This window comes from Hyphomonas sp., from assembly GCF_046313975.1.
Classification (GTDB): Bacteria; Pseudomonadota; Alphaproteobacteria; order Caulobacterales; family Hyphomonadaceae; genus Hyphomonas.
The window spans coordinates 28,270-53,095 of record NZ_JBKBXB010000023.1 but is presented as its reverse complement, the minus strand read 5'-3'; the positions used below and the strand labels follow the sequence as shown (position 1 = coordinate 53,095).

Annotated in this window: 20 protein-coding genes; 15 read left to right on the top strand and 5 right to left on the bottom strand. The window is 63.8% G+C overall.

Translation table 11 applies throughout. The features are described from left to right. A partial coding sequence (locus ACK4TE_RS09865; RefSeq protein WP_409911338.1) for an MFS transporter occupies nucleotides 1-326 on the top strand: 326 nt, incomplete at its 5' end. Nucleotides 327-342: 16 nt separating this feature from the next. Here the strand turns inward: ACK4TE_RS09865 and ACK4TE_RS09860 are convergent. The 4 genes from ACK4TE_RS09860 to ACK4TE_RS09845 all read right to left on the bottom strand — a co-directional run bounded on the left by ACK4TE_RS09860 (nucleotide 343) and on the right by ACK4TE_RS09845 (nucleotide 7,039). Next, complete coding sequence (locus ACK4TE_RS09860) at nucleotides 343-1,866, bottom strand: FG-GAP repeat domain-containing protein (protein WP_409911337.1); 1,524 nt, start codon at nucleotides 1,864-1,866, stop codon at nucleotides 343-345. 95 nt (nucleotides 1,867-1,961) lie between these two features. Next, complete coding sequence (locus ACK4TE_RS09855) at nucleotides 1,962-5,357, bottom strand: TonB-dependent receptor (RefSeq protein WP_409911336.1); 3,396 nt, start codon at nucleotides 5,355-5,357, stop codon at nucleotides 1,962-1,964. A gap of 116 nt (nucleotides 5,358-5,473) precedes the next feature. Then, complete coding sequence (locus ACK4TE_RS09850; RefSeq protein WP_409911335.1) at nucleotides 5,474-6,496, bottom strand: FecR family protein; 1,023 nt, start codon at nucleotides 6,494-6,496, stop codon at nucleotides 5,474-5,476. A gap of 9 nt (nucleotides 6,497-6,505) precedes the next feature. Further along, nucleotides 6,506-7,039 carry an RNA polymerase sigma factor gene (locus ACK4TE_RS09845; protein ID WP_409911334.1) on the bottom strand — a complete coding sequence of 178 codons (534 nt, stop codon included), beginning with the start codon at nucleotides 7,037-7,039 and terminating at the stop codon, nucleotides 6,506-6,508. Between the two features lie 164 nt (nucleotides 7,040-7,203). Here ACK4TE_RS09845 and ACK4TE_RS09840 point away from each other — a divergent pair, with 164 nt between their 5' ends. The 11 genes from ACK4TE_RS09840 to ACK4TE_RS09790 all read left to right on the top strand — a co-directional run bounded on the left by ACK4TE_RS09840 (nucleotide 7,204) and on the right by ACK4TE_RS09790 (nucleotide 21,913). Next, the gene (locus ACK4TE_RS09840) at nucleotides 7,204-8,976 is read left to right on the top strand and encodes an amidohydrolase family protein (protein WP_409911333.1); all 1,773 of its coding nucleotides are present in this window, start codon (nucleotides 7,204-7,206) and stop codon (nucleotides 8,974-8,976) included. Nucleotides 8,977-9,154: 178 nt separating this feature from the next. After that, on the top strand, nucleotides 9,155-10,225 hold the full coding sequence (locus ACK4TE_RS09835; protein ID WP_409911332.1) for a GGDEF domain-containing protein: 1,071 nt from the start codon (nucleotides 9,155-9,157) through the stop codon (nucleotides 10,223-10,225). An 88-nt stretch (nucleotides 10,226-10,313) separates the two neighbouring features. Beyond that, a complete protein-coding gene (locus ACK4TE_RS09830) occupies nucleotides 10,314-10,742 on the top strand; it encodes an MAPEG family protein (protein WP_409911331.1) in 429 nt (142 codons plus the stop codon). A 118-nt stretch (nucleotides 10,743-10,860) separates the two neighbouring features. Next, nucleotides 10,861-11,553, top strand: coding sequence for a TetR/AcrR family transcriptional regulator (locus tag ACK4TE_RS09825; protein ID WP_409911330.1), 693 nt, complete (start codon nucleotides 10,861-10,863; stop codon nucleotides 11,551-11,553). A gap of 265 nt (nucleotides 11,554-11,818) precedes the next feature. Continuing rightward, the gene (locus tag ACK4TE_RS09820) at nucleotides 11,819-14,089 is read left to right on the top strand and encodes a TonB-dependent receptor (RefSeq protein ID WP_409911329.1); all 2,271 of its coding nucleotides are present in this window, start codon (nucleotides 11,819-11,821) and stop codon (nucleotides 14,087-14,089) included. Nucleotides 14,090-14,123: 34 nt separating this feature from the next. Beyond that, a complete protein-coding gene (locus ACK4TE_RS09815; RefSeq protein WP_409911328.1) occupies nucleotides 14,124-15,449 on the top strand; it encodes a spinster family MFS transporter in 1,326 nt (441 codons plus the stop codon). Beyond that, nucleotides 15,446-17,086, top strand: a complete 1,641-nt coding sequence (locus tag ACK4TE_RS09810; RefSeq protein ID WP_409911327.1) for a carboxylesterase/lipase family protein — start codon at nucleotides 15,446-15,448, stop codon at nucleotides 17,084-17,086. The genes ACK4TE_RS09815 and ACK4TE_RS09810 overlap by 4 nt, the downstream gene beginning before the upstream one ends. After that, a complete protein-coding gene (locus tag ACK4TE_RS09805; protein WP_409911326.1) occupies nucleotides 17,083-18,699 on the top strand; it encodes an AMP-binding protein in 1,617 nt (538 codons plus the stop codon). Before ACK4TE_RS09810 ends, ACK4TE_RS09805 begins: the two co-directional genes overlap by 4 nt. 4 nt (nucleotides 18,700-18,703) lie before the next feature. Continuing rightward, entirely contained in the window at nucleotides 18,704-19,378 is a 675-nt protein-coding gene (locus ACK4TE_RS09800) for a TetR/AcrR family transcriptional regulator (RefSeq protein WP_409911325.1), read from the top strand. A 138-nt stretch (nucleotides 19,379-19,516) separates the two neighbouring features. After that, nucleotides 19,517-20,638: an acyl-CoA dehydrogenase family protein gene (locus ACK4TE_RS09795; protein ID WP_409911324.1), complete on the top strand. Its 1,122-nt coding sequence runs from the start codon at nucleotides 19,517-19,519 to the stop codon at nucleotides 20,636-20,638. A gap of 15 nt (nucleotides 20,639-20,653) precedes the next feature. Further along, the gene (locus tag ACK4TE_RS09790) at nucleotides 20,654-21,913 is read left to right on the top strand and encodes an acyl-CoA dehydrogenase (protein WP_409911323.1); all 1,260 of its coding nucleotides are present in this window, start codon (nucleotides 20,654-20,656) and stop codon (nucleotides 21,911-21,913) included. Between the two features lie 48 nt (nucleotides 21,914-21,961). Here ACK4TE_RS09790 and ACK4TE_RS09785 read toward each other — a convergent pair whose 3' ends face one another. Continuing rightward, the gene (locus ACK4TE_RS09785; RefSeq protein ID WP_409911322.1) at nucleotides 21,962-22,354 is read right to left on the bottom strand and encodes a PepSY domain-containing protein; all 393 of its coding nucleotides are present in this window, start codon (nucleotides 22,352-22,354) and stop codon (nucleotides 21,962-21,964) included. 151 nt (nucleotides 22,355-22,505) lie between these two features. Here ACK4TE_RS09785 and ACK4TE_RS09780 point away from each other — a divergent pair, with 151 nt between their 5' ends. Genes ACK4TE_RS09780 through ACK4TE_RS09770 form a run of 3 tightly spaced genes read left to right on the top strand, consistent with a single transcriptional unit; the run spans nucleotide 22,506 to nucleotide 24,825 of the window. Continuing rightward, complete coding sequence (locus ACK4TE_RS09780; RefSeq protein WP_409911321.1) at nucleotides 22,506-22,847, top strand: PepSY domain-containing protein; 342 nt, start codon at nucleotides 22,506-22,508, stop codon at nucleotides 22,845-22,847. Continuing rightward, nucleotides 22,847-23,509, top strand: a complete 663-nt coding sequence (locus ACK4TE_RS09775; protein ID WP_409911320.1) for a response regulator transcription factor — start codon at nucleotides 22,847-22,849, stop codon at nucleotides 23,507-23,509. Before ACK4TE_RS09780 ends, ACK4TE_RS09775 begins: the two co-directional genes overlap by 1 nt. A 5-nt stretch (nucleotides 23,510-23,514) precedes the next feature. Continuing rightward, nucleotides 23,515-24,825 (top strand): sensor histidine kinase, encoded by a 1,311-nt coding sequence (locus tag ACK4TE_RS09770; RefSeq protein WP_409911319.1) that lies wholly within the window; start codon nucleotides 23,515-23,517, stop codon nucleotides 24,823-24,825. The last annotated feature ends 1 nt before the right edge of the window (nucleotide 24,826 follow it).

The following is a 24,826-nucleotide window of genomic DNA, read 5'->3' as shown; positions in this document are numbered from 1 at the left end:
GCAGTATCGGCCTCATCGCGCTGATTGCGGCCAACGCCTATGTCGTGTTCTTCAACGGCACCTGGGGGCCGGTGATGTGGGTCGCGCTCGGCGAGATGTTCCCCAACCAGGTGCGCGGCTCGGGCCTGGCGATCTCGGGCTTCGCCCAGTGGATCGCCAACTTCGCGATCACCATGACGTTCCCGGTGATGCTCGCCACCGCCTGGATCGGCCTGGCCGGCGCCTACGGATTCTACGCCGTCTCCGCCGCCATCTCCGCCGCGTTCGTCTGGTACTTCGTCCGCGAAACCAAGGGCATGGAACTCGAAGAGATGACCGCAGACTGAAACATCCGCAGGCGGATCACTCAGCCTTGTTCGGCGCGATCAGCGTTTCGGCGCGGTCGTAAAGCTCGAGCCAGTTGTCAGGCGGGAGCGGGAGGTGGCGGCTGTCTGCCTCCCGCGCTGGAGTAAAGGCCGGGCGCGGCTCGGCGCTGCGCACCTGTTCCAGCCAGAAGGCGCCATCAAAGCTGCCCGAATTGCCGCGCGGCGCAATGATGTCGAGGTCGCCGTCACCGTCCATGTCGCGCGTCAGGAACATGTCATACATGCCGCGGACCTGCCGCACGATATCATGGCGCTGCCATTCGCCGGAAGCCTCGCCCGGATTTTCGTACCAGGTGATTCGGCCAACGGTCGACGCCGCCGTCACCGACGGATCATCATACTCCCGCGCCGCGCCGGAATAGGTGCCCGACAGCACGTTCAGCCCCGAATACCCGCCGGTGACCGCATCCAGATCGCCGTCGCCGTCAATATCGGCCAGATGTATCCCGATAGTCAGGTCCGGCAGCGTCGTGCCGATGCGGTGAAAGCGCCACGGCTGGTCCAGTGAAGCCGGTTGTTCGATCCATCCGAGTCCGGAATATGTGCCCGCGGGGTCACCCTCCACACGCTCATTGATCGCCGCCACGATATCGGGCCGGCCATCGCCATTCAGGTCCGCCACGTCTGCCTGAAAGGCATTGCCGAAACCACGCCAGCCCTCCGGCACATCAAACGCGGCGACAATCTCAATCGGCCATTCGGAGACGATGACACTGCCATCCTCCGCATTGCCCTCGTTCTGCAGGATGATCATCCGCTGGTTCAACCGCTCCGCCGCCAGCAGATCCAGCCGCCCGTCGCCGTTGAAATCATGCGGAAGCGCCGTGTTCGGAACATCTTTCATGTAGAGCACCTGCTCGCGCCACGATGCCGGCTCCAGCGGCGGACCATGCAGCGTGATCAGCGAGGTTGCATGCGAGTCCGGCGCGCCTGCCTCGCGCACGATGATATCCGCGCCGCCCTTGTTGGCGGCCGTCAGATCCGGTTCCCCGTCGCCGTTGATGTCGGCAATGAACACACGCAGCCAAGACCCGCGCCCTACCGAGAAGGGCAGGGTCAGCGACGGCCACGGCGCATCACGCGCAGCGGGGCCGGGATTCTGGAAATAGGCGAGGTGGGCTTCCTCGTTCGCCGTCACGAGGTCCGGCCAGCCATCGCCGTTGAGATCGCCAACCGCCACGTCTTCCACGGCAGCCACAACCGCGCCTTCCGCAATGGTCCTCAGTACCCAGACATCCGGATCCGCGCTGCCATAGGCGACGCGCAGGTGATTGGAATCCTCCTGCACAGTGACAACATCCTCGAAGCCGTCACCATCAAGGTCGGCGATCACGATGCCATCGCCGCCGCGAATGGGCACGCCGCCATTCACATCTTCCGCATCGATGATGTGCTCGACCCAGGAGATGTACTCGCCGCCGGCCGTCTGCGCGCGCACCGGTGTTTCGGCAACGGTCAGCCGCGCGGCCATCTCATCCGCTGCCGTGGCACATGCCGCCATCAACAGAAATACCGGCCCGCCTGCAATCAATGCACTTCGGCGGGCCGGTCGCGTTTGCTGCCTCATGGCGGATCCTGTCTGCGTCTCCTCAGAGCTCAGAAGCTCTTGCGGATGCTTGCATACCAGTAACGGCCATAGGGTTGATAGAGGGCGCCGTTATATCCCGTGGAGCTGGAGTCCATCGGCGGCAGCTTGTCCTCGATATTGCGCACGCCCAGGCGCACGCGCGTGTCGGAGAGAAGCCCATCGGCAAACTCGTACTGGCCGTAGAGGTTGACCGTACGCTGGCTCTCGACTTCCCAGTTCCGGCCGAGCGGATCGAGAATGCTCGTGTCCAGATAGCTGCCCGTGTACTGAGTAAAGGCGCCGATCGTGATCGCATCGGTCGGTTGCCAGGTAACGGCCGCGCTCCATTTCCATTCCGGCGATCCGTCCTGGCGAAGCAGGTTTCCGCCGCCGGTGATGATCGTGCCGGCATTGATCTCGCCCGCAGCCCTCGCATCAATCAGGGACTGGATATCAGGCGAAGCCTGACGCTCATATTCAAGCAGGCGTGCAACGTTCACATCGAAGTTCAGGCGTCCGATCGGGGTGCGGTCGAGGGCGACATTGGCCGATACGTCCACGCCGCGAACGGTCTGCGGTTGCAGGTTGCGATAGGCGTCGTTGACGAACAGCACGCGACCTACCGGGGCGAGGCTGGTGCCGGCAAACGCGGCAATTTCGTCCGCCGTCGGATCAGCGCGGACCACGTCCGGGTTGCTGGAGCCGCGCATGCGCAGCAGGTAGTCCAGGATCAGCGCGTTGCCTTCGCCGTAGATGCCGACAAGGCCTTCCTGCTCGACATTCCAAAGGTCAGCGGTGATCGTGATCGCGCCGACTTCGTCCGGCAGGATGCGCGGCTGGATCACGGTGCCGATGGTCCATGTGTCGGCCGTTTCTGCCTTGAGGTCCGGGTTGCCGGCGCGACGGCCGGTGGTGGCGAAGCCCTGGTTGGTGCAGGAGGCAAAGCTGGTGATACGTCCGGCTTCGAGATCCGCCTGGCAGCGCACCCAGTCGGTCCGTGTGTTGGAGCGCGAGACAACCGTGGCATTGACCTGTTCGAGGTTCGGCGCACGGAAAGCCTGTGCCCACGAGCCGCGGAAGCGCAGGCCTTCGACCACGGTCCAGCCGAGTGCGACCTTTGGCTTGGCGATGTCGCCGAAGTCCGAATAGTTTTCAAACCGGCCGGCCAGCTGCATCTCGAGCGCTTCGACCAGCGGGATATTCATCTCCGGCGAGACCAGCGGAACGGCGAACTCGATGAAAGCCGCGCCCACTGTGCGCGAGCCTTTTGTGTCCGGCGTATCACTGGTGCCGACCAGATCGCTGGGCGAGACAATGCCCGTCACCATGTCCGTGAACGTGAAGGTGCCATCCACATGCGGATCGCGGTCATCGCGCTGCGTGTCGCGGCGCACTTCCACACCGGTCGCCATGCCAACATCGCCGCCGGGCAGGGTGAAGAGGTCTTTCTTCGTCAGTTTCAGGTCCCACTGGGCAAGGGTCGTGCGCGAGTCGCGGATGGTGCGCACCTTGGCATAGTCCAGCGCAGCCGCGTTCGAGAGCGTCGTATCGAGACCCGACGGGTTGCCCACATTCCCGCCATTGAACGGGTTGTAGGCATCCGGCGTGGACCAGGAGAGGGCTTCCTGGACGCGTGTGGAGCTGACACCATCCTGCATGTCGCGAACGCTTGCTTCGGAATAGACCAGAGCCGATTCCCAATCGAAGCCGGCCCAATCACCGCGCAGCCCGCCGAGCAGGCGGATCTGGTCATTCTCCACATCGACACGCGACAAGCCGAAATCGTCAAAGCGATAGCTGGCAAGCGAAACGGCCACGCCGTTCGGCGAGATGTTTAGCCCGGGCAACCGGTTCGGGTTCGGCGAACCATCGGCGAACGTGACCGGGCCAAAGGGGTTCCAGTAGTTCGAAGCCGGCACTGTGATCCGGGCGGCGGCAAGGATCGTGGACGAAACCTGCAGCGCACTCGTCTCCGCCTGATAATAGCCGAGTTCGCCAAAGGCGCTGATGCCATTGTCAAAGTCATAGCGCGCTGTCGAGAACAGGTTGATGCGGTCCATCTCCGGCGTCAGCGAGGTGCCGATGGCATTCCAGTCATAGCGCGTGTTGGCGTCGGCGCCCGCTGTGGCGCGCGTGCCGGTGCGGATGCAGATGCCGTTGCCAAGGGAGACGCGGCAATTTCCGTTCACGGACGGAATGATGGCGAAGGCGCCAGCAGCCGTGGTGAGGGCCGTTCCGTTCTGGGAGATAGTGCCCGAGCCGATCGCCGAGAAATTGCCCCAGCTGCTGATCGTGTTGGTGCGGTTCAGGGTGCCGACACCTTGCAGGGATGTGCCCACGAAGAAGCCGGTGCGATCTGCGGTGGCGGTCCATTCCTGATCGGTGGTCGAAAGCTCGCTGCGCGTGGTATAGCCGAGGAAGCCGGAAACGTTGCCTTTGCCGCCGGCGAAGTCGGTGCCGAAAGTGCCGTTGATGTCGAGCTGCGTGAGGTCCGTGCCCTCAGCGCCGCCATACTGGACGGTCAGGTCGCCGCCATTGTTCACTTCGCGCAGAACGGTGTTCACGACGCCGGCCACGGCATCGGCGCCATAGATAGCCGCTGCGCCATCGCGCAGCACTTCGATGCGCCGCACCCCGGCCGTCGGGATGGCGTTGGTGTTGTATGTCAGCACCGGCACGAGGTTTTCGTTGGCGCGCGAGGTCGGGTGTTGCACCACGCGGCGGCCATTCAGCAGCACCAGCGTATTGCCGATGCCCAGGTTGCGCAGGTTCACCGATCCGACATCGCCGCGCGCCGCGTTGCTCGATTGGGGCAGGTAGCCGCTATTGAACGTCACATCACCCATCTGCGGAATGGAGCGGAAAAGGTCATCGCCGGAATGCGCGCCGATGGCCGCGATGCTTTCCTCGCCGATCACCGTCACCGGAAGCGCGTCCGTGGTGCGCGCGCCCTGGATATGCGAGCCGACAACGACGATCACCTGCTCGCGCCGTTCGGTATTCGCGGAGGCTTCCTCAGCGGGAACAACCGAAACGGGATCCGATTCCTGGTCGCCTTCGCCCGTGATCTCAGGCTCAACCACGGGGGCCGAGGCCGGAACCACTTTCGGGGCGTCGATCAGGAAAACATTCGAGGGGGTGACGCGATAGTTGAGACCTGAATTCGAAAGCAGCTTCATCAGCGCATCTTCAGGCTCGAAAGCGCCGCTGATCCCGTTGCTCTGCTTGCCGGAAACAAGGCTGGAAGAAACAAGAATCTCCCGGTCGCTCTGCAGTGAGAACTCTTTCAGCGCCTTGCTCAGCGCGCCGGGCTTGATCGCGAACTCAACAGGTTCCGCTGTCGCTGTCCCGGCAGCGAGCGCCGCCAGCGCCGCACCGCCCATCACCGCGCGTTTCAGCGCAAATCTGTCTTTGCTCGTCGTCATCTTAGCCCTCGCACAAAATTAGTCAGACCTGGGGCCCCAGCCCGGGGGAACCCTTCCCTCGTTACGACGCAAACCCCTCACCGACCCGCCTCTAAATGCGGGCCATTGCAACAAAACTAGATGGGTTGTGACATTTTCAGCACGATGAGGTTGCCATCCCGGCGCGCTTCCACCGGGAAATACTCCTCAAGCGCTTCTGCAAAGCGGGCCTGCTGGCCGCTGCGAAACACGCCGTTCACCTTCAGCTGCATCAGCGCCGAATCTGCGGCAACGATGCGTACGGTGGAGTAGCGGTTCATCTCTGCAATCGCATCGATCAGCGGCGTCTCCTCAAAGGTGACAAAACCGTCGCGCCAGCTTGTCGCCTTGCCGGTATCGATCTCGGTGACGGTCGCGTCTTCCTGCGCGGCGGAGACGAGGCGCTGACCCATTTCCAGGCGCACCGGCGGCGGCGTGTCCCTGCGTCCTGCGCCGGCCTGTTCGGCAATCTCGACGCGCCCCTCGACAAGGGTCACTTCCACGTCCTGGCCGTTGAGGCGCACGTCAAACGTCGTGCCGAGGGCCACCACCCGCTTGCCACCCGCATCCACCACAAACGGCCGGTTCGGCTCCTTCGCCACTTCGAACAGCGCCTGCCCGCGCAGCAGGGCAACGTGCCGCTGCGCCGCGTCATAGGTCACGCGCACCCGGCTGTCGGTGTTCAGTGTGATCACCGAGCCATCTTCCAGCGTGATGCCGGATTGCTGACCGACCGTGGTGGCATAATACAGCGGGGCCTGCGCGTCCTGCCCGGCGGCGCCGCCCCGATCCTGCAGCACCGTCCAGGCCAGCGGGGCAAACAGCGCCGTCACCGCAAGCGCCGCCGCAATCCCCGCCGCCCGCCAGCTTCGCCGGGGGCGCGGCGCCAGCGCGGCATCCCGCAGCGCCCGGATCTCCGGCTGATGGCGCGCCGCGCGTAGGGTTTCGACCGCCGATTGCAATTCGTCATACGCGGCGCGGTGGCGCTCATCCTCGGCGCACCAGGCCCGGAAATAGGCGCGCTCCACGTCCGTGCAGTCCGGATTGCGCAGCCGTGCGTCCCAGAAGGCCGCAGCCTCCCGGATCGGAGTGTCAGAATCGGGATAGTCGGTGTCCCTCATGCCTTCCCGTCAGTTCCGCGGGCCGTCTCTAAGTCGTGCCAGCAGGTGTGCGTTTGCCCGCGCCATATACTTCTCAACAGTACTGACGGAAATCCCCAGCTTTCCCGCAATGTCCGCATGCCGGAATTCTTCGAAATGATAGAGCACGAAGGCCTGGCGCACAGGTTCCGGCAGCTCATACAGCGCCGAAATCAGCAGCTCCACGCCTTCCTTGCCGATCAGGACCCGTTCCGGATCAAGGCTCTCGGTCCCGTGCCGGCCATCCTCGAATTCCTCATGCGCCGAGCCGCCCCGCGATTCCGTGCGGCGCAGGCTGTCGATCAGCACACTGTTCGCCGTCTGGAAAAGGTAGGCCTCCGCCATCTTGATGTCCGAAAGGTTCCCGCGACGCGCCAGCCGGGCAAACACTTCCTGCGTCAGGTCATCGGCATCCGCATGCCGGGGCGCACGCCGGCGGAAGTAATTCCGCAGGGCGCCGCCATACTGGCGCACCCAGCTCTCAAGTTGAACCTGCGGCAATCGTGCCTTGTTGTCGTGCGCCATTCTGACGAGCCCGCCTTCGCTGCAGGCATAAGATCATATGACACGTCGATGACAACCGCGATATTTCTGAAGCCTGCCATGAGGAATCCGGCGGCGGTTGCGTCTGGACAGCCAGACGGGTGTTGATACGCATGCCATCGATGCCGCAGCGCAGGGAGATAAAGATGCACCGCCTCATATATGCACTTCTGGTGGCGGCTTTCTGTGCTGTCCTCTTGCAAACCGGTGTTTGGGCCGCCGCGCCCAAGGCAACCGTCATCAAGAATGTCGAGGTGTTTGACGCCACCGGCGCCGCGCCCTGGCGCGGCACGGTCGTCATCCGCGACGGCCGCATCGTCGATGCCGGGCCGAAGGCCAAGGTGCCACGCGGCGCAAAGGTGATTGATGGCAAGGGCCGCGCCCTTCTGCCGGGTCTCTACGATGTCCACACGCATTGGAGCCCGCGCGGAACCCCTTCTGCTCTGCCGGAGATTGCCGCGCGCTATCTCGCCGCCGGGGTCACCACTGTGAACGATTTCCACCAGGCACCGGAAGCCTTCGCGCCGCGCCGCGACTGGCTCACCAGCGTGCCGTCGCCGCATGTCAACTTCGTCGCCCGCATGAGCACACCCGGGGGGCACGGCGCCGACTGGAGCGATCAGTCGACGACCAAATGGGTCTTTACGCCGGAATCCGCAAAGCGTGCCGTGCAGGAATTGCTGCCGTACGAGCCCGATTACATCAAGGTTTTCACCGATGGCTGGCGCTATGGCACCTCGCCGGAAGAAACCAGCATGAACGAAGAAACGCTCGTCGCGCTGCTGGATGAAGCGCATGCGAACGGCCTGCGCATTCTCACACACACGGTCACCTCGGCGCGCGGCGGGCAGGCGGCCCGCGCCGGTGTCGACATCATCGCGCACAGCCTTCAGGACCGTGCGCTGAGCGAGGAAGACCTCGCCGACATCGTCGCCTCCGGTCTCTACTACGCGCCCACGCTCGCCATCTATGAGCCGCGCGGCAATCTCGACATGGAGAACGCTGCCACCCGCCAGCGCGTCTGGAAATACGGGCTTGCCGAGGAAAACCTGCGCACGCTGTTTGCAGCCGGTGTGCCGGTGGCGCTGGGCACCGACGCTGGCATCGGCAGCCTTGTTCACGGCGAGGGCACACTTCGGGAGCTTGAACTGCTCGTTAAGGCCGGCCTGTCGCCTACCGATGCGCTGATCGCGGGTACAGCCAACAGCGCCGCTGCGCTCGGTCTGCTGGAAGATCGCGGAACAATCGAGGCGGGCAAGCGCGCTGATCTCATCCTCGTCGATGGCAAGCCATGGGAGACGATCAGCGACATACGCAAGATCAGCCTCGTCTTCGTCGACGGGAAGCTGCTGCATGATGCCGCAAAACCCGCGCCGCTTCCGCCGCTCACGCTTCCGGTCCTTACCGCGCAACCCCTCATCGATGATTTCGAGCGCGAGGATGGCCGCACAGCGCTTGATACGCTTGCGGTGACGGATCTCGACTTCGGCGCGGAGCGCTCGGTGATCGCGTCGGCGCGCCGTCCGTTGCCCGAAGGTGGCCATGCCCTGTCCGTCAGTGCACAGATGGCCCGCAAGGATAAGCCGATGGCCGGAGTCGTGTTCCCGCTCAGCCGCGGTTCGGTCGCGCCAGTGGATGTCACCGCCTATGAAGGCGTCTCGCTCGATCTGTTTGGGGAGGGGGAGTACACGCTCCGTATCCTGACACTGACGGGGTACTGGGAGGCCCGGGTCTCGGCCGGCAAGGGCTGGCAGTCGCTCAGCGCGCCGTTTTCGGCCTTCGCCTTCACCGGCAATCCCGAATCCGCCCCGGCCTGGACCGGCAAGGACCTCCTGCAGGTCGGCGTCATGGCCAGCCGCCCGGGAGGCGAAAGCGCATGGTTCGAGATCGATAATATCGGTTTCTACAGCGCCGATTGAGGATCGGGTCCTAGCAGGGAGCGCTCCCGGCGCCAGTCAGGAGGCGCAGAAGGGGGATGATTTCCCCTGTATTTGCTGGGTTCAAGCGCCTGAAATGGCGAATGTTAACGCGTTGCCAACCTTAAATGGGCAGTGTCCGGAATCGTATAGTCTCCCGGCCCAGATCAGGTTTGAATACATGAACGCCAACGCGCTGCAGGCGGCCCCCGCGCCGAAATACGCCGCTCAACGCAGCTTCCGCGAAGTCTGTCAGGCGGCCATCCGGGTGTTCAACCTGATGGACAAGTATCACACCGCGCCATTCCCGAACGCCTATGCCGTATGGTTTGCCTACACAACAGGTTCCAATGAAGCGCTGATTGCCGACATCAACGGCCTCGTCGCGCTGAAAGACCAGCTCAGCCCGTACGACATCGACTCGCTGTTCCAGGAATACCTTGCTGGCGACGAGTCGAGCTTTGTCACGCACAATATCAGCGAGGCGATCGGCAACGAGATCAGCTCCGTGCTCGAGATCATCGAGAGCGGGCTGAAGCAGAATGACGCGTTCACAAGCACGCTCGACGCCTTCGCCGAGAAGGTGCCGGACGTGAGTTCGGAGGAGGGGCTCGCTGCGGTTGTCTCCAGCCTGCTGGAGGAGAACCGCCGCATGGCCGCCACCACGCGTGCGCTGACCGATGGCCTCGCGCGCTCGCAGACACTGATCGGTGTGCTGAACCAGCAGCTTGAGGAAGTGCAGGCGCAGGCGATGCGCGACCCGGTCACGTCCGTTGCCAACCGCCGCGCCTTCGACAAGCACCTTGCCGACACTGCCTCCCGCGCAGAGAAACTGAACACCGGTTTCTGCGTCGCCCTTGCCGATATCACGAACTTCAGTGGACTGATCGAAATCTATGGTCAGGACGCCGCCGACTCGCTGCTCGGAATGGTCGCTACGCAGATGGCGGCAGGCCTGAATGAAGGGGATATGGTCGCGCGCTATGGCGGCGAGATGTTTGCCTTCATCCTTCCGGAAACCGAGCTGATGCCCGCCTATAATACGATGGTGAAGATCAAGCACGCGCTGGCCGGCCTCGAATATACGCTCTCCGATACCGGCGAAGTGATTTCCGGCGTCCTCGCCTCCTTCGGTCTTGCCCGCGCCGAGCCCGGAACGACGGCAGACGAGATCATCGCGCTGGCCGACAGCTGCCTCCAGGAGGCCCGCCAGTCCGGGCGGAGCACCATCAAAGCCCGCGGTCTCGCCTGAGACCTTCCCCAAGGGACGGTTTTGACACCGCCCCGCCGCGCTCTATTCATAAACCTTCGCGCCACAAGCGGCGCCTGGGGAGACCTTCATGACCGTTGAATTGCTTGCCGCCCTCATCGTCATCGCGCTTGGCATCGTGCAGGTCATTCTGCAGGCAGGCGAATTCCGCCGCGTCCACGGCGTGCCCTATGCCAACACCGCGCAGGACACGCCCTCCAGCGTGCCGGACTCCGTCCTCGTCGGCCGCCTCACCCGCGCCCTGCGCAACCTGCATGAGACGCTCCCCTTTTTCCTCGGCGTGGTCATCATCCTTGCACTGATGGATTACAGCACCGCCACAACCCGTATCGCCGCGCTCGCCTTCGCCGGCGCCCGCATCCTTTACCTGCCGCTCTACATGTCCGGCATTCCCTACCTGCGCGGCCTGGTCTGGATGGTCTCGTTTGTCGCCCTGATCGCGCTCACCATTTCCACCCTGATGGCGGCGGACTGGTCGGTCCTGTCATCTGCCCTCTGACCCCCGCCAGCGCCCTGAATCTGGCCCTGCGGCCATGTGAAGGCTTCCTCAACGCGGCTTTCACTTGCGATAAGCCGGGATTCGCGAAGAATGCGGATCAGCCGCAACCGGAGCACGCATGACGTCTGAAACCAAGCCGCCGCCGAAAAAGTCCCGGAAAGCGGAACAGCGCGCCGAAATGATGGAACAGATCCTCGACGCGGCCGAATACCTGTTCTCGATCCACGGTCTCTACGGCACCACGCTGAAGGACGTGGCCCAGCGCGTCGGCGTGCACCACAGCCTGATGAACTACTATTTCACCGACAAGCGCCAGCTTTTCGACGAAGTCTTCCGCCGCCGCGCCGAAGTCACCCGCTCGCTGCGCATGAAGGCGCTGGACGAGTATGAGGCCGCCTGCGGCGACAATCCGACCGTCGAGGGCGCCCTGCGCGCCTTCCTCGATACCGACCTTGATCTCTACATCCAGGGCGGGGAGGGGTGGAAAAACTTCGCCACCTTCGCCGCGCAGGCCGCCAACTCGCCCTGGGGCGCGGAACTCTTCGACGAGCATTTCGACGATCTCGTCCGCCGCCTCATCAACATTCTCAAGCGCGCCCTGCCGGAATGCGATGATATCGATATCTTCTGGAGCTATCACTTCGTCTCCGGCGGCCTGCTGCTCACCCTTGCGCGCACCGGCCGCATCGACCGCCTTTCCGGCGGCATCTGCAAGTCCGACGATTTCGACGCCGTCAAAGCCCGCATGGCCCGATTCATGGCGGCGGGCCTGATGGAAGTCTGCAAACCCTCCGGGCGCAAGCCGGACTGAGTCGCCGCCCCGGCATCCTCCACAAATTTTTCAGGACCCGGACCCGGTTGACCACTGGGCGAGCGTGCGCCCGCGCGCCGGTTTGGCACGCAGTCGATTGTAATAAAACAGAAAATTCCCGTACTCATGGCCCGGATTGCAAAGCTGCCACACCCTTCCGAAAGAAATTCACTCGCAAGAGAGTGAAGCTTGACAGGTCTGGAATTTTCGCTGATCAAATTGCCCAGCGCTGAAAACCAAAGACCGCGCATCCAGGGAGGAAAACATGAAAGCCAGAATTCTCGCATCCGCGAGCGCCGCCGTTATGCTGTCCACTTTCGTGGCAGCTCCCGTGATTGCGCAGGAAGATCAGGCGCGCCCGGAAGGCGAAGCCGAGCGCAGCCTCGACAAGGTCATCGTCACGGCCACGCGCCGCGAAGAGAGCCTGCAGGACGTTCCGCTCAGTGTCACCGCCTATCAGCAGGAGACGCTCTCCGAGAAAGGCATCGTCAGCTATGAAGGCCTCGCCCGCGAAACGCCCGGCGTGGTCATCAACCAGCCCACGGCCAACTTCAACAACTTCACCACGCGCGGGATCGCCACCAACGGCTACGGCGCGAACCTGCAGGCGCCCACCGCGATCTATATTGACGAGCTGCCGATTTCCTCGAACGGCAACTCCACCATTCTCGACCCGACGCTCTACGACGTGGAGCGCGTGGAAGTCCTGCGCGGCCCGCAAGGCACGCTGTTCGGTGCAAACTCCCTGTCCGGCGCTGTCCGTATCCTGACGAAAAAGCCGAACACGCGGAAGTTCGAAGCCTCCGCCCTCGTTGACTACGGCCTGACGGACGGCGATGCCTTCCGCCAGCGTTATAATGGCATGGTCAACATTCCGCTGGCTGAAGACAAGCTGGGCCTGCGTGTCGTCGGTTTCTATCGCGACGAAGAAGGCTGGGTCGACAATATCGGCACCGGCATCGAAGGCGCCAACTCACTGACCTCGTATGGCGGCCGCGCCGTCCTGCGCTGGGAGCCGACCGATGCGCTCGACCTGCAGCTCATGGTCATCCACGAGAACAGCCAGCCGGACGATTCCGGTCTGACCAACCCAAACCGCGGCGAGTTCATCCGCCTCACGGACCGGCCAGACCTCTTCCAGTCTGACTTCACAAGCTACAACCTGGCACTCGATTACGATCTCGGTTTCGCAAACTTCACCAGCTCGTCGACCTATTCGGACGCAGACGGAAAATTCATCGTCGACCTCGCCGGTACATTCGGCCAGTTCATTCCCTTCGGCCTCGACGCGGTCGGCTTTGACGACACCTTCGTACAGGAAGTGCGCCTTGCCTCTACCGATGGCGGCAACTGGGACTGGATCGTCGGCGGCTTCTATTTCAACAAGCGCCGCGACATCACCTACGACTATCGCTCGTCGCAGGATTTCCTCGATGCCCGCGGTCTGACCGGCCTGCCGGATGAATACTACCTGCGCTTCACCAGCTATTTCGACCAGTTCGAAACGGCCGGCTTTGGCGAGCTGACCTATCGCTTCTCCGACAAGTTCTGGGTCACGGGCGGCGCGCGCTACACAAACAGCTCCATCCAGGCCTTCACAAATGAAGGCGGCTATAACAGCAACTATCTCGCGGTGGCTCTCGGCGGCTTCACGAATATTCCGCTCACGGTCTTTCCTGTTGCGGCCGTGGAAGGTCTGAAAGTCGAAGCCGACAAGCTCTCCTACAAGCTCAGTGCGTCCTACAAGCCGGCGGAAAATCTCACGACCTACGGCTCGATTTCGACCGGCTTCCGCACTCCGGCATCAAACGCACGGGCAGGCGCTGTCAGTATCGTCGACCCGAATGATCTCGTCATTCCGAACGGCGCAGACTCTGACTCCCTGACGAACTACGAAGTTGGCGTGAAGGGCTACTGGATGAACGGCAAACTGGCCGCCAACCTCGCCGCCTACTACATTGACTGGCAGGACATCCAGGTGCAGGCAAACCGCCTGTCGGATCAGGTCCAGTTCGCCACCAATATCGGCGGCGCAGTCAGCAAGGGTCTCGAGTTCGAGATCGCGGCTTACCCGACGAAGAATTTCAGCTTCTTCCTCAACGGATCGCTGAACGACACCGAAGTCACCGATGTGTCGCCGACAGAGGCTGCCATGTCGGGCGCCGAAGAAGGCATCTCGCTTTCCTTCCCGGAATTCCAGGGTTCGGCCACCGTTCGCTACGACTGGAAGATTGGCGATCTCACCGATGCGTTTGCGGCGGCCACCGCTGCCTATGTCGGTGATTTCCCCAGCATGTTCCCGAACGTGCCGGGCAACCCGAACCTCCAGGCGCCGACCTTCGACTATACAGACGCCTACACGGTTGTGAACCTTCAGGCCGGTATGTCGCGCGACGCGTGGAAAGCGGTCGCCTATGTCGAAAACCTTCTGGACGACAGCTCCATCACCTATGTCCACCCGGAAGCCTTCCTCGATGGCCGCTATGCAAGGCTCCGTCCCCGGACGATCGGCGTTCGTCTGAGCTACGAGTTCTGATCCAATGTCGGCCCCTGAAAGTCCGGCGCTCGCAGTGTCCTCCCATTCGGGCGCCGTTCAGCCGCCGGCCGCGCAACACGCGCGGCCGGATGGCCGGGCCTGGTTCGTCCTGGCCATTCTCTGTTTTGTATATGTCCTGAACTTTCTGGACCGGCAGATCATCTCGATCCTCGCCAAGCCGATCCAGGACGAGCTCGGCATCACTGACGGCCAGCTTGGCCGCATCACCGGGCTCTATTTTGCACTTGTCTACTGCATCCTCGGCATTCCGGTCGCGTGGATTGCGGACCGCACAAACCGTGTGAAAGTCCTCTCGGTTGCCTGCGCCATCTGGAGTGCGGCAACACTCTTCTGCGGCATGGCCCGCACCTATCCGCAACTCGTCGCCGGCCGTCTCGCGGTCGGGGTCGGGGAGGCGGGAGGTGTGCCGCCCTCCTACGCCATCATATCGGATTACTTTCCTCCCGGTCGGCGCGGAACGGCACTCGCCCTGTTCAATTTCGGCCCGCCCATCGGCATGGCGCTCGGTGTGGCGTTCGGCGCCTCCATTGCTGCCGCCTTCGACTGGCGCGCCGCCTTCATCTCGCTCGGTATCATCGGTCTCGTCACTGCAGCCTTTGTCTGGTTCTTCGTTCCTGAACCGAAAAAAGGGGGGCTTGATGCGCCTGCACCTGTGCAGGCCGAAACGGCCGGTCCGGCCCCCGGCTTCTGGGGCACGATGCGGATGTTCTTCACGCGCCCCGTTCTGCTCCTCACCGCACTCGCCAGCGGGGCCATCCAGTTCGTCACCTATGCCACGCTGAACTTCACGACCCTGTTCCTGATGCGCGAGAAGGCAATGACCCTGCAGGAACTCGCGCTCTACTATTCGGTCCTGCTCGGCGTCGGTGTTGCTGCCGGCATGTTTGTGTCCGGCTGGCTTGTGGACAGGTTCGGGCAGAAGTCCAAAGTGGCGTATGCCATCGTTCCGGCGATCGGCCTTGCTGCAGCGGTGCCCTTCTTCCTCGGCTTCGTCTGGGCGCCCACCTGGCCGCTCGCGCTCCTGTTTCTGATCGGCCCGACCTTCTTCAACTATTTCTATCTCTCGCCGGCGGTCACGCTGGTGCAGGAAGAAGTCCGCCCGCAGGAACGCGTCCTCGCCGGCGCGCTGCTCCTCCTGATCATGAACCTCATCGGCCTCGGCTTCGGCCCGACCTGGCTCGGCATGATGAGCGAATGGTTCGGCAAGACGAACCCGGAAAACTCGCTCCAGCTCGCCTTCTACACGCTGACACCTTTCTACGGACTGGCGGTCATCCTGTTCATCTGGCTGGCGCATGCCATCCGCAAAGAGGAAGCCGCGAAGGCTGTAGAAACATGAAAAAAGCTGGAATCTTCCTGACAGGGCTGCTGCTTGCTGCACTCGCCTCGTGTGCATCCGCGCCGGATATGAGCCAGGCTGTAAGGACTGAAAACGGAGCAATTACAGGGAAGTACGTCAACGGCATCACCTCCTACCGGGGCATTCCCTATGCCGAACCCCCGGTCGGAGACCTCCGCTGGAAACCCCCGGTCCCCAAGGCAAAATGGGAGGGCACCCTCGACGCGACCCGTTTCGGCCCCGCCTGCATCCAGCCTCGCCCGCGCTCCGGCAGCATCTATGCCAACCCGCCCGACCGGATCAGCGAGGACTGCCTGACGCTGAACATCTGGAAGAAGGACGGTGTTGAAAAGGCTCCGGTTTTTCTGTGGATACATGGCGGGTCGCTGGTCGGCGGGCACGGCGGCGAGCCGATTTATGATGGGGCGCGGATGGCGCGGGAAGGCGTGATCGTTGTCACGATCAACTACCGGCTGGGCGTGCTGGGTTACCTTGCGCACCCTGAACTGAGCGCGGAATCGCCGGACGGTGTTTCCGGCAATTACGGGCTGCTCGACCAGATCGAAGCCCTGCGCTGGGTGAAGCAGAACATCGCTGCCTTCGGCGGCGATCCCGAGAATGTGACGATTGCGGGCGAGTCCGCTGGCGCGCTCAGCATCCTGTTCCTGATGTCCTCGCCGGAAGCCAGAGACCTGTTCCACAAGGCGATCCTGCAAAGTGCCTATATGGTGACCCTGCCGGAGCTGAAGGCCGCGAAACACGGTCAGTTTGCCGCCGAGGATATCGGTGTCTGGGTCGCATCCCAGGTGAAGGCGACGAGCCTTTCCGAGCTGCGCGCGGCAGATCCCGAAAAGCTCTCGGCTGCAGCCGCTACAGCAGGTTATTTCCCGCTTGCCACGATCGACGGCAAGATCCTGACACGGCAGATGGTCGACACGTTCGACCGCGGGGAACAGGCGCCTGTGCCTGTGATTGCAGGCTTCAACAGCGGCGAAATCCGGTCGCTTCGTTTCCTTGCCCCGCCGCCGCCGGAGAGCGCAGCAGAATACGAAGCCAAGATCCGCGAACTTCACGGTGATCTCGCAGATGAATTCCTGCGGCTCTACCCTTCCACGAACATCAAGGAAGCTGTGCTCGCCGCGCCAAGGGATTCGCTCTATGGCTGGACCGCCAGCCGTCTCGTTCGCAAGCAGAACGAGGTGGGGCAGGCGGGCTATCTCTACTATTTCGACCATACCTATCCGGCGGCGAGCGCTATGGACCTGCACGGGTTTCACGGCGCGGAGATTCCTTATGTCTTCGGCACAATGCAGCTGACGCCGACCTACTGGCCAGAGATTCCGGCCACGAAAACCGTCCAGAAACTGTCCACACATCTGATGGACTTCTGGACGGAATTTGCCCGGACAGGGAAGCCTTCCTCCCCGGGCGCACCAGAGTGGCGCTCCTTCGGCGAGGCACAGTATTACCTCGACATTCAAAGCGGTCTCACCCCGGCGGTACGCCTGATGCCCGGCATGTACGAACTGCACGAGCGCACGATGTGCCGTCGGCGCGAAGAGGGCACGCAGTCGTGGAACTGGAACACGGGCATCGTTGCGCCCGTCCTTCCGCCACCGAGTGAAGCCTGCCCATGACAGACGGCAAGATGCAGGATTTTGCCCTGACGCTCGACAGGTTCCTGACCCACGCGGCCAAATGGCATCCGCAAGCGGGGGTCGTGACGGCGGGCGCCGGCGAGGCAAATGTCCGCATCGGCTATGCAGAGCTTGAAGTGCGAAGCCGGAAGGTTTCGGCTGCGCTGCAGCGCCTCGGCATATCGCCGGGCGACCGGGTGGCGACCCTTGCCTGGAACACGCAGGCGCATGTGGAAGCCTGGTATGGCGTGATGGGCATGGGCGCCGTGTGCCACACGCTCAATCCGCGCCTGACGGCCGCGCAGTCAGGTGACATGGCGGCGCAATCGGGCGCGCGCTTCCTGATTGCCGATGCAGCCTTGCTTGGCCTTGCGGCGCAGATCTGCAAGACTGCGCCGGGCCTTCGCGGCATCCTGATGATCGATGCGGATGATCCGCCAGCTGAGGATATCGCTTCAAACCTTCCCGTCACGCTACTGGAAGACCTGATCGCGGCAGAGGCAGCAGATGCCGAATGGGGTGCGTTTCCGGAAACTGCACCCTCGGGCCTCTGCTTCACATCCGGTACTACCGGCGCGCCGAAAGGCGTGACCTACACGCATCGCTCCAGCTTCCTGCACACGCTGCGTGTGCTGCAGGCGGATGTCATGGCGATATCCGCCGCCGACAGCGTTCTGGCCGTTGTGCCGATGTTTCATGCGAACGCCTGGGGGCTTCCGTTCGCGGCGCCTGCGGCAGGCGCGAAGCTGGTGCTGCCCGGGCGCCAGACAGACGGCGCAAGCCTTGCGCGGCTGATCGCTTCAGAGAAAGTGACGATTGGTGTCGGCGTTCCGACAGTCTGGCTGGGGCTCGTAGACCATGTGGATGCGGCGGGCCTTGAGCTGCCCTCTCTCAACCGTATCATCGTCGGTGGCTCGCCCATGCCGCCGGCCCTGATGGCGCGGCTGGAAAAGCGCCTCGGAGTGACGGTGCAGACCAGCTGGGGCATGACGGAGCTTTCGCCGCTGGGCGTGATCATGCCGCCGGGGGCTGCAACGCGGCCTGCCGAGATTGCAGGGCGCCCTGCCGTGGGTGTCGATCTTCTCCTGACAGATGCGGACGGTCATCCGCTGGCGGAACAACGGGGCCCGGAAGGGCACCTGCGCGTGCGCGGCGCCGCCGTTGTGGAGCGGTATTTCGGTGCGGAGGAACCGGCGGTGGACGCTGAAGGCTGGTTTGCGACCGGTGATCTTGCCCGGATCGACGCTGCCGGCCATGTGCGCATCACCGGCCGTGCAAAGGACCTGATCAAGTCTGGCGGCGAGTGGATCAATCCGGCCGATATCGAAGCAATCGTCGGTGCGCTGCCGGAAATCGCCCTTGCGGCCGTAATTGGCAGGGAAGATCCAAAATGGGGCGAGCGCCCGCACCTGCTGGTCGAGGTGCGTCCCGGTCACACGATCAGCGATGAGGCGATCCTTGGCGCCCTGCGCGGCAAGGTGGCGAGCTGGTGGGTGCCCGATTCCGTGCAGCGGCTAAGAACAATGCCGCTGGCGACGACCGGCAAGATCGACAAGCTGCGCCTGCGCGCCGAATATGGGCAGAGCCCGGAAGACGCAAAGAGCGGAGCCTGATCGATTGAGCAATTCCTCGAAGCCGAAACGCCTCAGCGTGAAAGCGGAGCAGCGCGCCGAAACGCGCGAACTTATCCTGGATGAGGCCGAACGGCTTTTTGCCGTACACGGATTTCTCGGCGTGACGCTGAAAGATGTCGCGCGTCAGGCGGGCGTTCACCACACGCTGATGAACTATTACTTCGAGGACAAGCAGAAGCTGCTGGACGAAGTGTTTGCCCGCCGCGCCGTGGTGACGAGTTCGCGCCGGATGGATGCGATGGCGGCGTATGAGGCTGAGGCGGGCGACGCGGTGACGGTGGAGGGCGCGCTGCGCGCTTTCCTCGATGTTGATCTCGACCTCTATGCGGCGGGCGGCGAAGGCTGGCACAGTTTCGGATCTCTGGTGGCGCTGGTGGCGAACACGCCGGTCTGGGGATCGGGGCTGATGACGGAGCATTTTGATCCGGTGGTGCGCCGCCTGATCGGCCTGTTGCGCAAGGCGCTGCCGGACGCGACGGAAGAAGACATCTACTGGGGCTATCACTTCGTCAGCGGCGCGCTGCTCTTGTCGCTGGCCCGCACCGGGCGGATAGACCGGCTGTCGGATGGGCTGTGCGTGTCGGACGACTTTGCCTCCATCAAGGCCCGCATGGCCACGTTCATGGCGGCGGGGATCATCGAAATCTGCAAGGGCTGACGCGCTGGCAGGCGCCGGTGGCTTGCCTTCGCGGCACGGCTTGACCTGTCCTGAACCCGATTGACACTGGCCCGGATAAAACGGGCGAGTGCGCGGCCTTTCGGGATCGCTCAGTCTCGCCGGCAAGGGAGACGCCGCGTGAACCTCGATTTTTCGGACGAACAGAAGCAGCTGCGCGATCAGGTGCGCCGTTTCCTCAGTGAAGAATGCCCGCCTGAAAAAGTGCGTGCGGTGCTGGAAGGGCCGGAGAGCTATGACAAGGCGCTGTATCAGGGGCTCGCCGAAATGGGCGTGCTGGGCGCGGCGATTCCGGAGGAATATGGCGGCGTCGGGCTAAGCCATCTGGAACTGTGCGTGGTGGCCGAGGAGCTTGGCCGCGCGCTGGCGCCGGTGCCGGTTTCGTCGTCGATTTACCTTGCGGCGGAGTGCCTGGTGCTGGCCGGATCGGAAGCGCAGAAGCAGGCGTGGTTGCCGAGGCTCGCTTCGGGCGAAGCGGTCGGCACGCTGGCGCTGCACGAGGGACAGGGACGCACGTCGGAAGCGTCGATTGCGGCGAGCGTGAAGGGCGGCAAGCTTTCCGGAGTGAAGTCTCCTGTGGCAGATGGCGCGGCGGCTGACTTTGCCATCGTGGCGGCGAAGGAGGGCGGCAAGCTATCGCTCTGGCTGGTTGACCTGACGGCGAAGGGCGTGGAGCGTGAAGTGCTCGAGACGATTGATCCGACGCGGGAGCAGGCGCGGCTGACCTTCAAGGATGCACCCGCGGAACTGGTGGGCGGCAAGGGTGATGGCTGGAATATCCTGACGCAGGTGCTGGACCGCGCGGCGATCCTGATGGCGTTCGAGCAACTTGGCGGCGCCGACCGGGCGCTGGAAATGGCGCGGGACTATGCGCTGGACCGGATGGCGTTCGGCCGGCCGATCGGATCGTTCCAGGCGGTGAAACATATCCTGGCCGACATGTATGTGTCGGCGACGCTGGCGCGGTCAAATTGCTATTACGGGGCGTGGGCGCTGGTGTCGGGCGCGGCGGAGTTGCCGGTGGCGGCGGCGACAGCGCGCGTGTCAGCGACGACAGCGTTCCAGCACTGCGCGAAGAACAATATTCAGGTGCATGGAGGCATGGGCTTCACCTGGGCGTTTGATTGCCATCTCTACTACCGGCGTTCGAATGCGCTGGCGCTGGCGCTGGGGTCGTTGTCGCAGTGGGAGAGCGCGTTGATCGAGCGCATGGGTGCCGGCAATGCCGGTGCGGCGGCCTGAGGGAGGAGAGAGAAGATGGATTTCGAGGATACAAAAGAAGAAGCCGCCTTCCGCGCTGAGGTGAGAAGTTGGATTAAGGCGAACGCGCCTTCTCACTTGCTGGAAGAGCTGAAGCGGGCGAGTTTCGGTTCCAACGGCGTCGTCAGTGAGGACCCTATCAAGGCCGCGAAGGCTTGGCAGCTGAAGAAAGCGGATGCGGGTTGGGCGTGCCTGCACTGGCCGAAGGAGTATGGCGGCGGTGCGCGCACGCCGATCGAGCGGGTGATCTGGGGCCAGGAAGAAGGTCCGTATGCGGCGCTTACGGGCGTGTTCACCATCGGGCACGGCATGTGCGGGCCGACGGTGATGGCCTGGGCGAGCGAGGACCATAAACGCAAGCTGCTGCCGCCGCTGGCGGCGGGTGAGGATATCTGGTGCCAGCTATTCTCGGAGCCGGCGAGCGGGTCTGATCTGGCGGGTCTGCGCACGCGTGCGGTGAAGGCGGATGACGGCTCGGGCGACTGGATCATAAATGGCCAGAAGATATGGACGAGCGGCGCGCAATACTCCGACTGGGGCCTGCTGATTACGCGAACCAACCCCGATGTGCCCAAGCACAAGGGGCTGACAATGTTCTTCCTGTCGATGAAATCGCCGGGTGTGGAGGTGCGCCCGATCAAACAGGCGAATGGCCAGTCGAGCTTCAACGAGGTTTACTTCACCGATGTGCGTATTCCGGATGCGCAGCGTCTGGGCGAAGTGGGGCAGGGCTGGGAAGTGTCGCTGACGACACTGATGAACGAGCGGCTGTCGATTGGTTCCGGTATGTCGACGGGGTTCCCGGATCTCTTCCGGTTCTGCATGGAGGCTGAGATTGACGGGGCGCCGGCGGTGCAGGATTCCAATGTTCGCTCTAAGCTCGCCCAGATTGCGGTGAAGGAAAGCGGGCTGCGCTATACGGCGATGCGGGCGATCTCTGCGCTGTCGAAGGGTGAGACGCCGGGGCCCGAGAATTCCATCGGCAAGCTGGTGGCGGGTGCGGCGATGCAGGACCTGTCCATGCTGGCGCTGGACCTGCAGGGTGCGTCCGGCGTGGTGTGGGATGAGAACAGCCCGCAGAATGGCCGGTTCCAGGCGATGCTGATGCGCTCGCCCGCGACGCGGATCGAAGGGGGATCGGACGAGATCCTGCGCAATATCATCGGCGAGCGCGTGCTGGGCCTGCCGGGAGATATACGCGTCGACAAGGATGTTCCGTTCAAGGACATTCCGGCGAGCGGGCGGAAGAAGAAATAGGGTCAGGCCCGCCCCGGAGAGGGTCCTGGGCAGGCCCAAGGCAGGCTGTCAGTCGCGGCGGCGGTCGTCGCTGGCGGCGATCAGGCGATCCGCATACCAGTCTTCGCGCACGCTGTGGCGGCGGCCGCAGTCATCATCGCGCTTGCGGCGGATTTCCTCGCCCGAGGCTGGATCGAAGTAGATTTCAAGGCAGCGTCCCGACGCGTCATAGACCTTCACCTCGGTCTTGTAGCCCTCAAACTCGACCTTGCGGACATCGAAGCCCTTTTCGGCAAGGCGGGCGCGGATGTCTGCAGCCGACGTGTCACGGCCGATATTGAGGCGCTCCGCGGCGGGCACGGAGACAGAACGCTTGCTGTCTGCGATGGCGGGGCCAGTGACGGCGAAGGCCAGGGTAGCGATGAGGAGGGGGGCCGCGACGAGGCGGTTCGGGGATGGCATGGGGAAGTTCCTTTCTTGCGGTCAGGCCGTTTCTGGGGGGCCCTGAAGCTGGGTTTGCGCCCGCCCGGCTGACAGGAACGCAGGCCGGATAGTCAGCTTTCCGTCAGCTTGGCTGCGCGATAGGACCGGTTTGCTGCCCGAGACCTGCCCTTTGCCGTATCCGTTTTCCCGTTATGCCCTGATTGCCGTCTGCCTGCTGGCGGCCGCCGATGCGGCTGTGGCTGACCGCAAGGGCGGGCGCGACCGGGACAGGTATAGCGATGACCAGGAGCGTGCGTTCGAAGCCCGGCGGAGCGGGCAGATCCTGCCGCTGGAGACCATCCTGAGCGGTGTCCTGCGCGCGTATCCGGGCGAAGTCCTGAAGATCGAATTTGACGACGATGACGACGAACTCATCTATGAGATCAAGATTCTGACGCGGCGCGGCATTGTTCTCGAGATCGAGGTGGATGCGCGCAACGGCCGGATACTTGAGGTCGAGGAGGACGACTGATGCGGGTGTTGCTCGTTGAAGACGAGCTGGTGATTGCCGATGACGTGTCCGCCGCATTGCGGGACGCGGGCTTTGCCGTGGACCATGCCCGCGATGGCGAGGAAGCCTGGTTCATGGGTGATACCGAGCCCTACGCCGCCATCATTCTCGATCTCGGCCTGCCGCGCCTGGATGGCCTTTCTGTCCTGAAGCGCTGGCGAGCGGGCGGGCAGACGGTTCCGATCCTAATTCTCTCGGCGCGCGGCAGCTGGATGGAGCGTGTGGACGGCATTGAAGCAGGCGCCGACGATTACCTGCCGAAACCCTTCGAGATGGCGGAGCTGATCACGCGCCTGCGCGCGCTGATCCGCCGCTCGGCTGGCGCGGCGCAGCCTGTGTTTCAGTCTGGAGACCTCGTCGTGGATACACGGCGCATGGCGATCCTCTATGCGGGCCAGCCGGTGAAGGTGACGCCGCTGGAGTTCCGTCTTGTCGACTATCTGATGCATCATTCCGGGCGGGCGGTGTCTGCGGGTGAACTCTCCGAGCACCTGCACGGACTCGACGGCGCCGCAGATACCAACGCCATCGAGGCAATGGTGTCGCGCCTGCGCCGCAAGCTGGGGCCGGGTGTGATCGAGACACGCCGGGGCTTTGGCTATGTGATCGCTGCGGGCGGATGAAGCCGATGCGGTCGGTGCGTCTCCGCTTGCTTGCAGGCGCTGCCTGCGCGATTGCCGCCGCCCTCCTGATCAGCTGGGTCGTGCTGGTATTGCTGTTTGACCGGCACATTCGCCGGAGCGTTGAGGACGACCTGATCCGGCATGGTCAGCAGATCGTGGCGGCGCTTCCGACCGCAGGTGACGCGCTCGTGCTGCCGCCCGAAACCGGCGGCGATGCACGCTTCAGCCAGCCGGTCAGCGGGCTCTACTGGCAGATTTCCCAAGGCGGCCGGATCGTCCGTTCACGGTCCTTATGGGACGCCGCGATGGATGTGCCTGAGGCGCCGACCGGGGCATGGGCGAGGGACCTGTCGCCGGGCCCGTTCGGAGAAGAAATGGTGCGCGTCTACCGGCGCGTTCGCGCCTCCGAGACGGCGGAGCCGATGACGCTGACCGTCGGCCTGAACCGGAGCGGCATCATCGAGGCGCGCAACGAGTTTGCCGGTGAGCTGGCCCTGTTCCTGACGCTGTTGTGGGCTGCGCTCAGCGCCGCTGCATGGCTGCAGGTGCGCATCGGGCTGAGCCCCCTGCGCTCGGTCGAGGCATCGGTTGCCGGCATGAAAGCCTCGCCGGCATCGCGGCTTGATCCGGACCGGTTTCCGGCGGAGGTCACACCGCTGGTCGACCAGATTAACACGCTGGCGGAGACGCGCGAAGACGATCTGCGCGCCGCGCGCGAGCGTGCCGCCAACCTGGCGCACGCGTTGAAGACGCCCTTGTCAGCGCTCACGGCGCTGGCACGCAAGGCGCGCGCATCCGGGGATGCGGACCTGGCGGACGGGTTCGAGGCGTCGATCCGGGCGGCGTCGGATACGGTGGAGCGCGAACTGGCACGGGCGCGGACGGCCGCAAGCGTGGAGCGCGGGCCATGTGAAGCGGGACCCGTACTCTCGCGGCTGGCAGACGTGTTGAGGCGAACGGAGCGGGGCGCGCGGCTCAGGATTTCGATAGAAGCGGCAAAGGGAACGATGCTGCCCGTGCATGCCGACCAGCTGTTTGAGATGGCGGGGCCGCTGATGGAGAATGCCGTGCGCTATGCCCGGGCGGATGTGCGCGTGACGGCTGCTGAGCGGGAACTGGTGGTCGAGGATGACGGGCCGGGGCTGGACAGCGAGGACCGGGGTACGGTCGTGCTCAGAGGTCAGCGTTCGGATGAACGGCCCGGCGGGCATGGCCTGGGACTGGCGATTGCGCATGACCTTGCCGAGGCAACCGGCGGGCGGCTGGAACTGATGACGTCGCCGATGGGCGGGCTGCGCGTTATTGTCCGCTGGTAGT

Bases quoted from the DNA above. Each gene is read 5' to 3' on its own strand.
- ACK4TE_RS09860 (WP_409911337.1), bottom strand. From the start codon at position 1,866: ATGGCGGCATGTGCCACGGCAGCGGATGAGATGGCCGCGCGGCTGACC.
- ACK4TE_RS09855 (WP_409911336.1), bottom strand. From the start codon at position 5,357: ATGACGACGAGCAAAGACAGATTTGCGCTGAAACGCGCGGTGATGGGC.
- ACK4TE_RS09850 (WP_409911335.1), bottom strand. From the start codon at position 6,496: ATGAGGGACACCGACTATCCCGATTCTGACACTCCGATCCGGGAGGCT.
- ACK4TE_RS09845 (WP_409911334.1), bottom strand. From the start codon at position 7,039: ATGGCGCACGACAACAAGGCACGATTGCCGCAGGTTCAACTTGAGAGC.
- ACK4TE_RS09840 (WP_409911333.1), top strand. From the start codon at position 7,204: ATGCACCGCCTCATATATGCACTTCTGGTGGCGGCTTTCTGTGCTGTC.
- ACK4TE_RS09835 (WP_409911332.1), top strand. From the start codon at position 9,155: ATGAACGCCAACGCGCTGCAGGCGGCCCCCGCGCCGAAATACGCCGCT.
- ACK4TE_RS09830 (WP_409911331.1), top strand. From the start codon at position 10,314: ATGACCGTTGAATTGCTTGCCGCCCTCATCGTCATCGCGCTTGGCATC.
- ACK4TE_RS09825 (WP_409911330.1), top strand. From the start codon at position 10,861: ATGACGTCTGAAACCAAGCCGCCGCCGAAAAAGTCCCGGAAAGCGGAA.
- ACK4TE_RS09820 (WP_409911329.1), top strand. From the start codon at position 11,819: ATGAAAGCCAGAATTCTCGCATCCGCGAGCGCCGCCGTTATGCTGTCC.
- ACK4TE_RS09810 (WP_409911327.1), top strand. From the start codon at position 15,446: ATGAAAAAAGCTGGAATCTTCCTGACAGGGCTGCTGCTTGCTGCACTC.
- ACK4TE_RS09805 (WP_409911326.1), top strand. From the start codon at position 17,083: ATGACAGACGGCAAGATGCAGGATTTTGCCCTGACGCTCGACAGGTTC.
- ACK4TE_RS09790 (WP_409911323.1), top strand. From the start codon at position 20,654: ATGGATTTCGAGGATACAAAAGAAGAAGCCGCCTTCCGCGCTGAGGTG.
- ACK4TE_RS09785 (WP_409911322.1), bottom strand. From the start codon at position 22,354: ATGCCATCCCCGAACCGCCTCGTCGCGGCCCCCCTCCTCATCGCTACC.
- ACK4TE_RS09775 (WP_409911320.1), top strand. From the start codon at position 22,847: ATGCGGGTGTTGCTCGTTGAAGACGAGCTGGTGATTGCCGATGACGTG.
- ACK4TE_RS09770 (WP_409911319.1), top strand. From the start codon at position 23,515: ATGCGGTCGGTGCGTCTCCGCTTGCTTGCAGGCGCTGCCTGCGCGATT.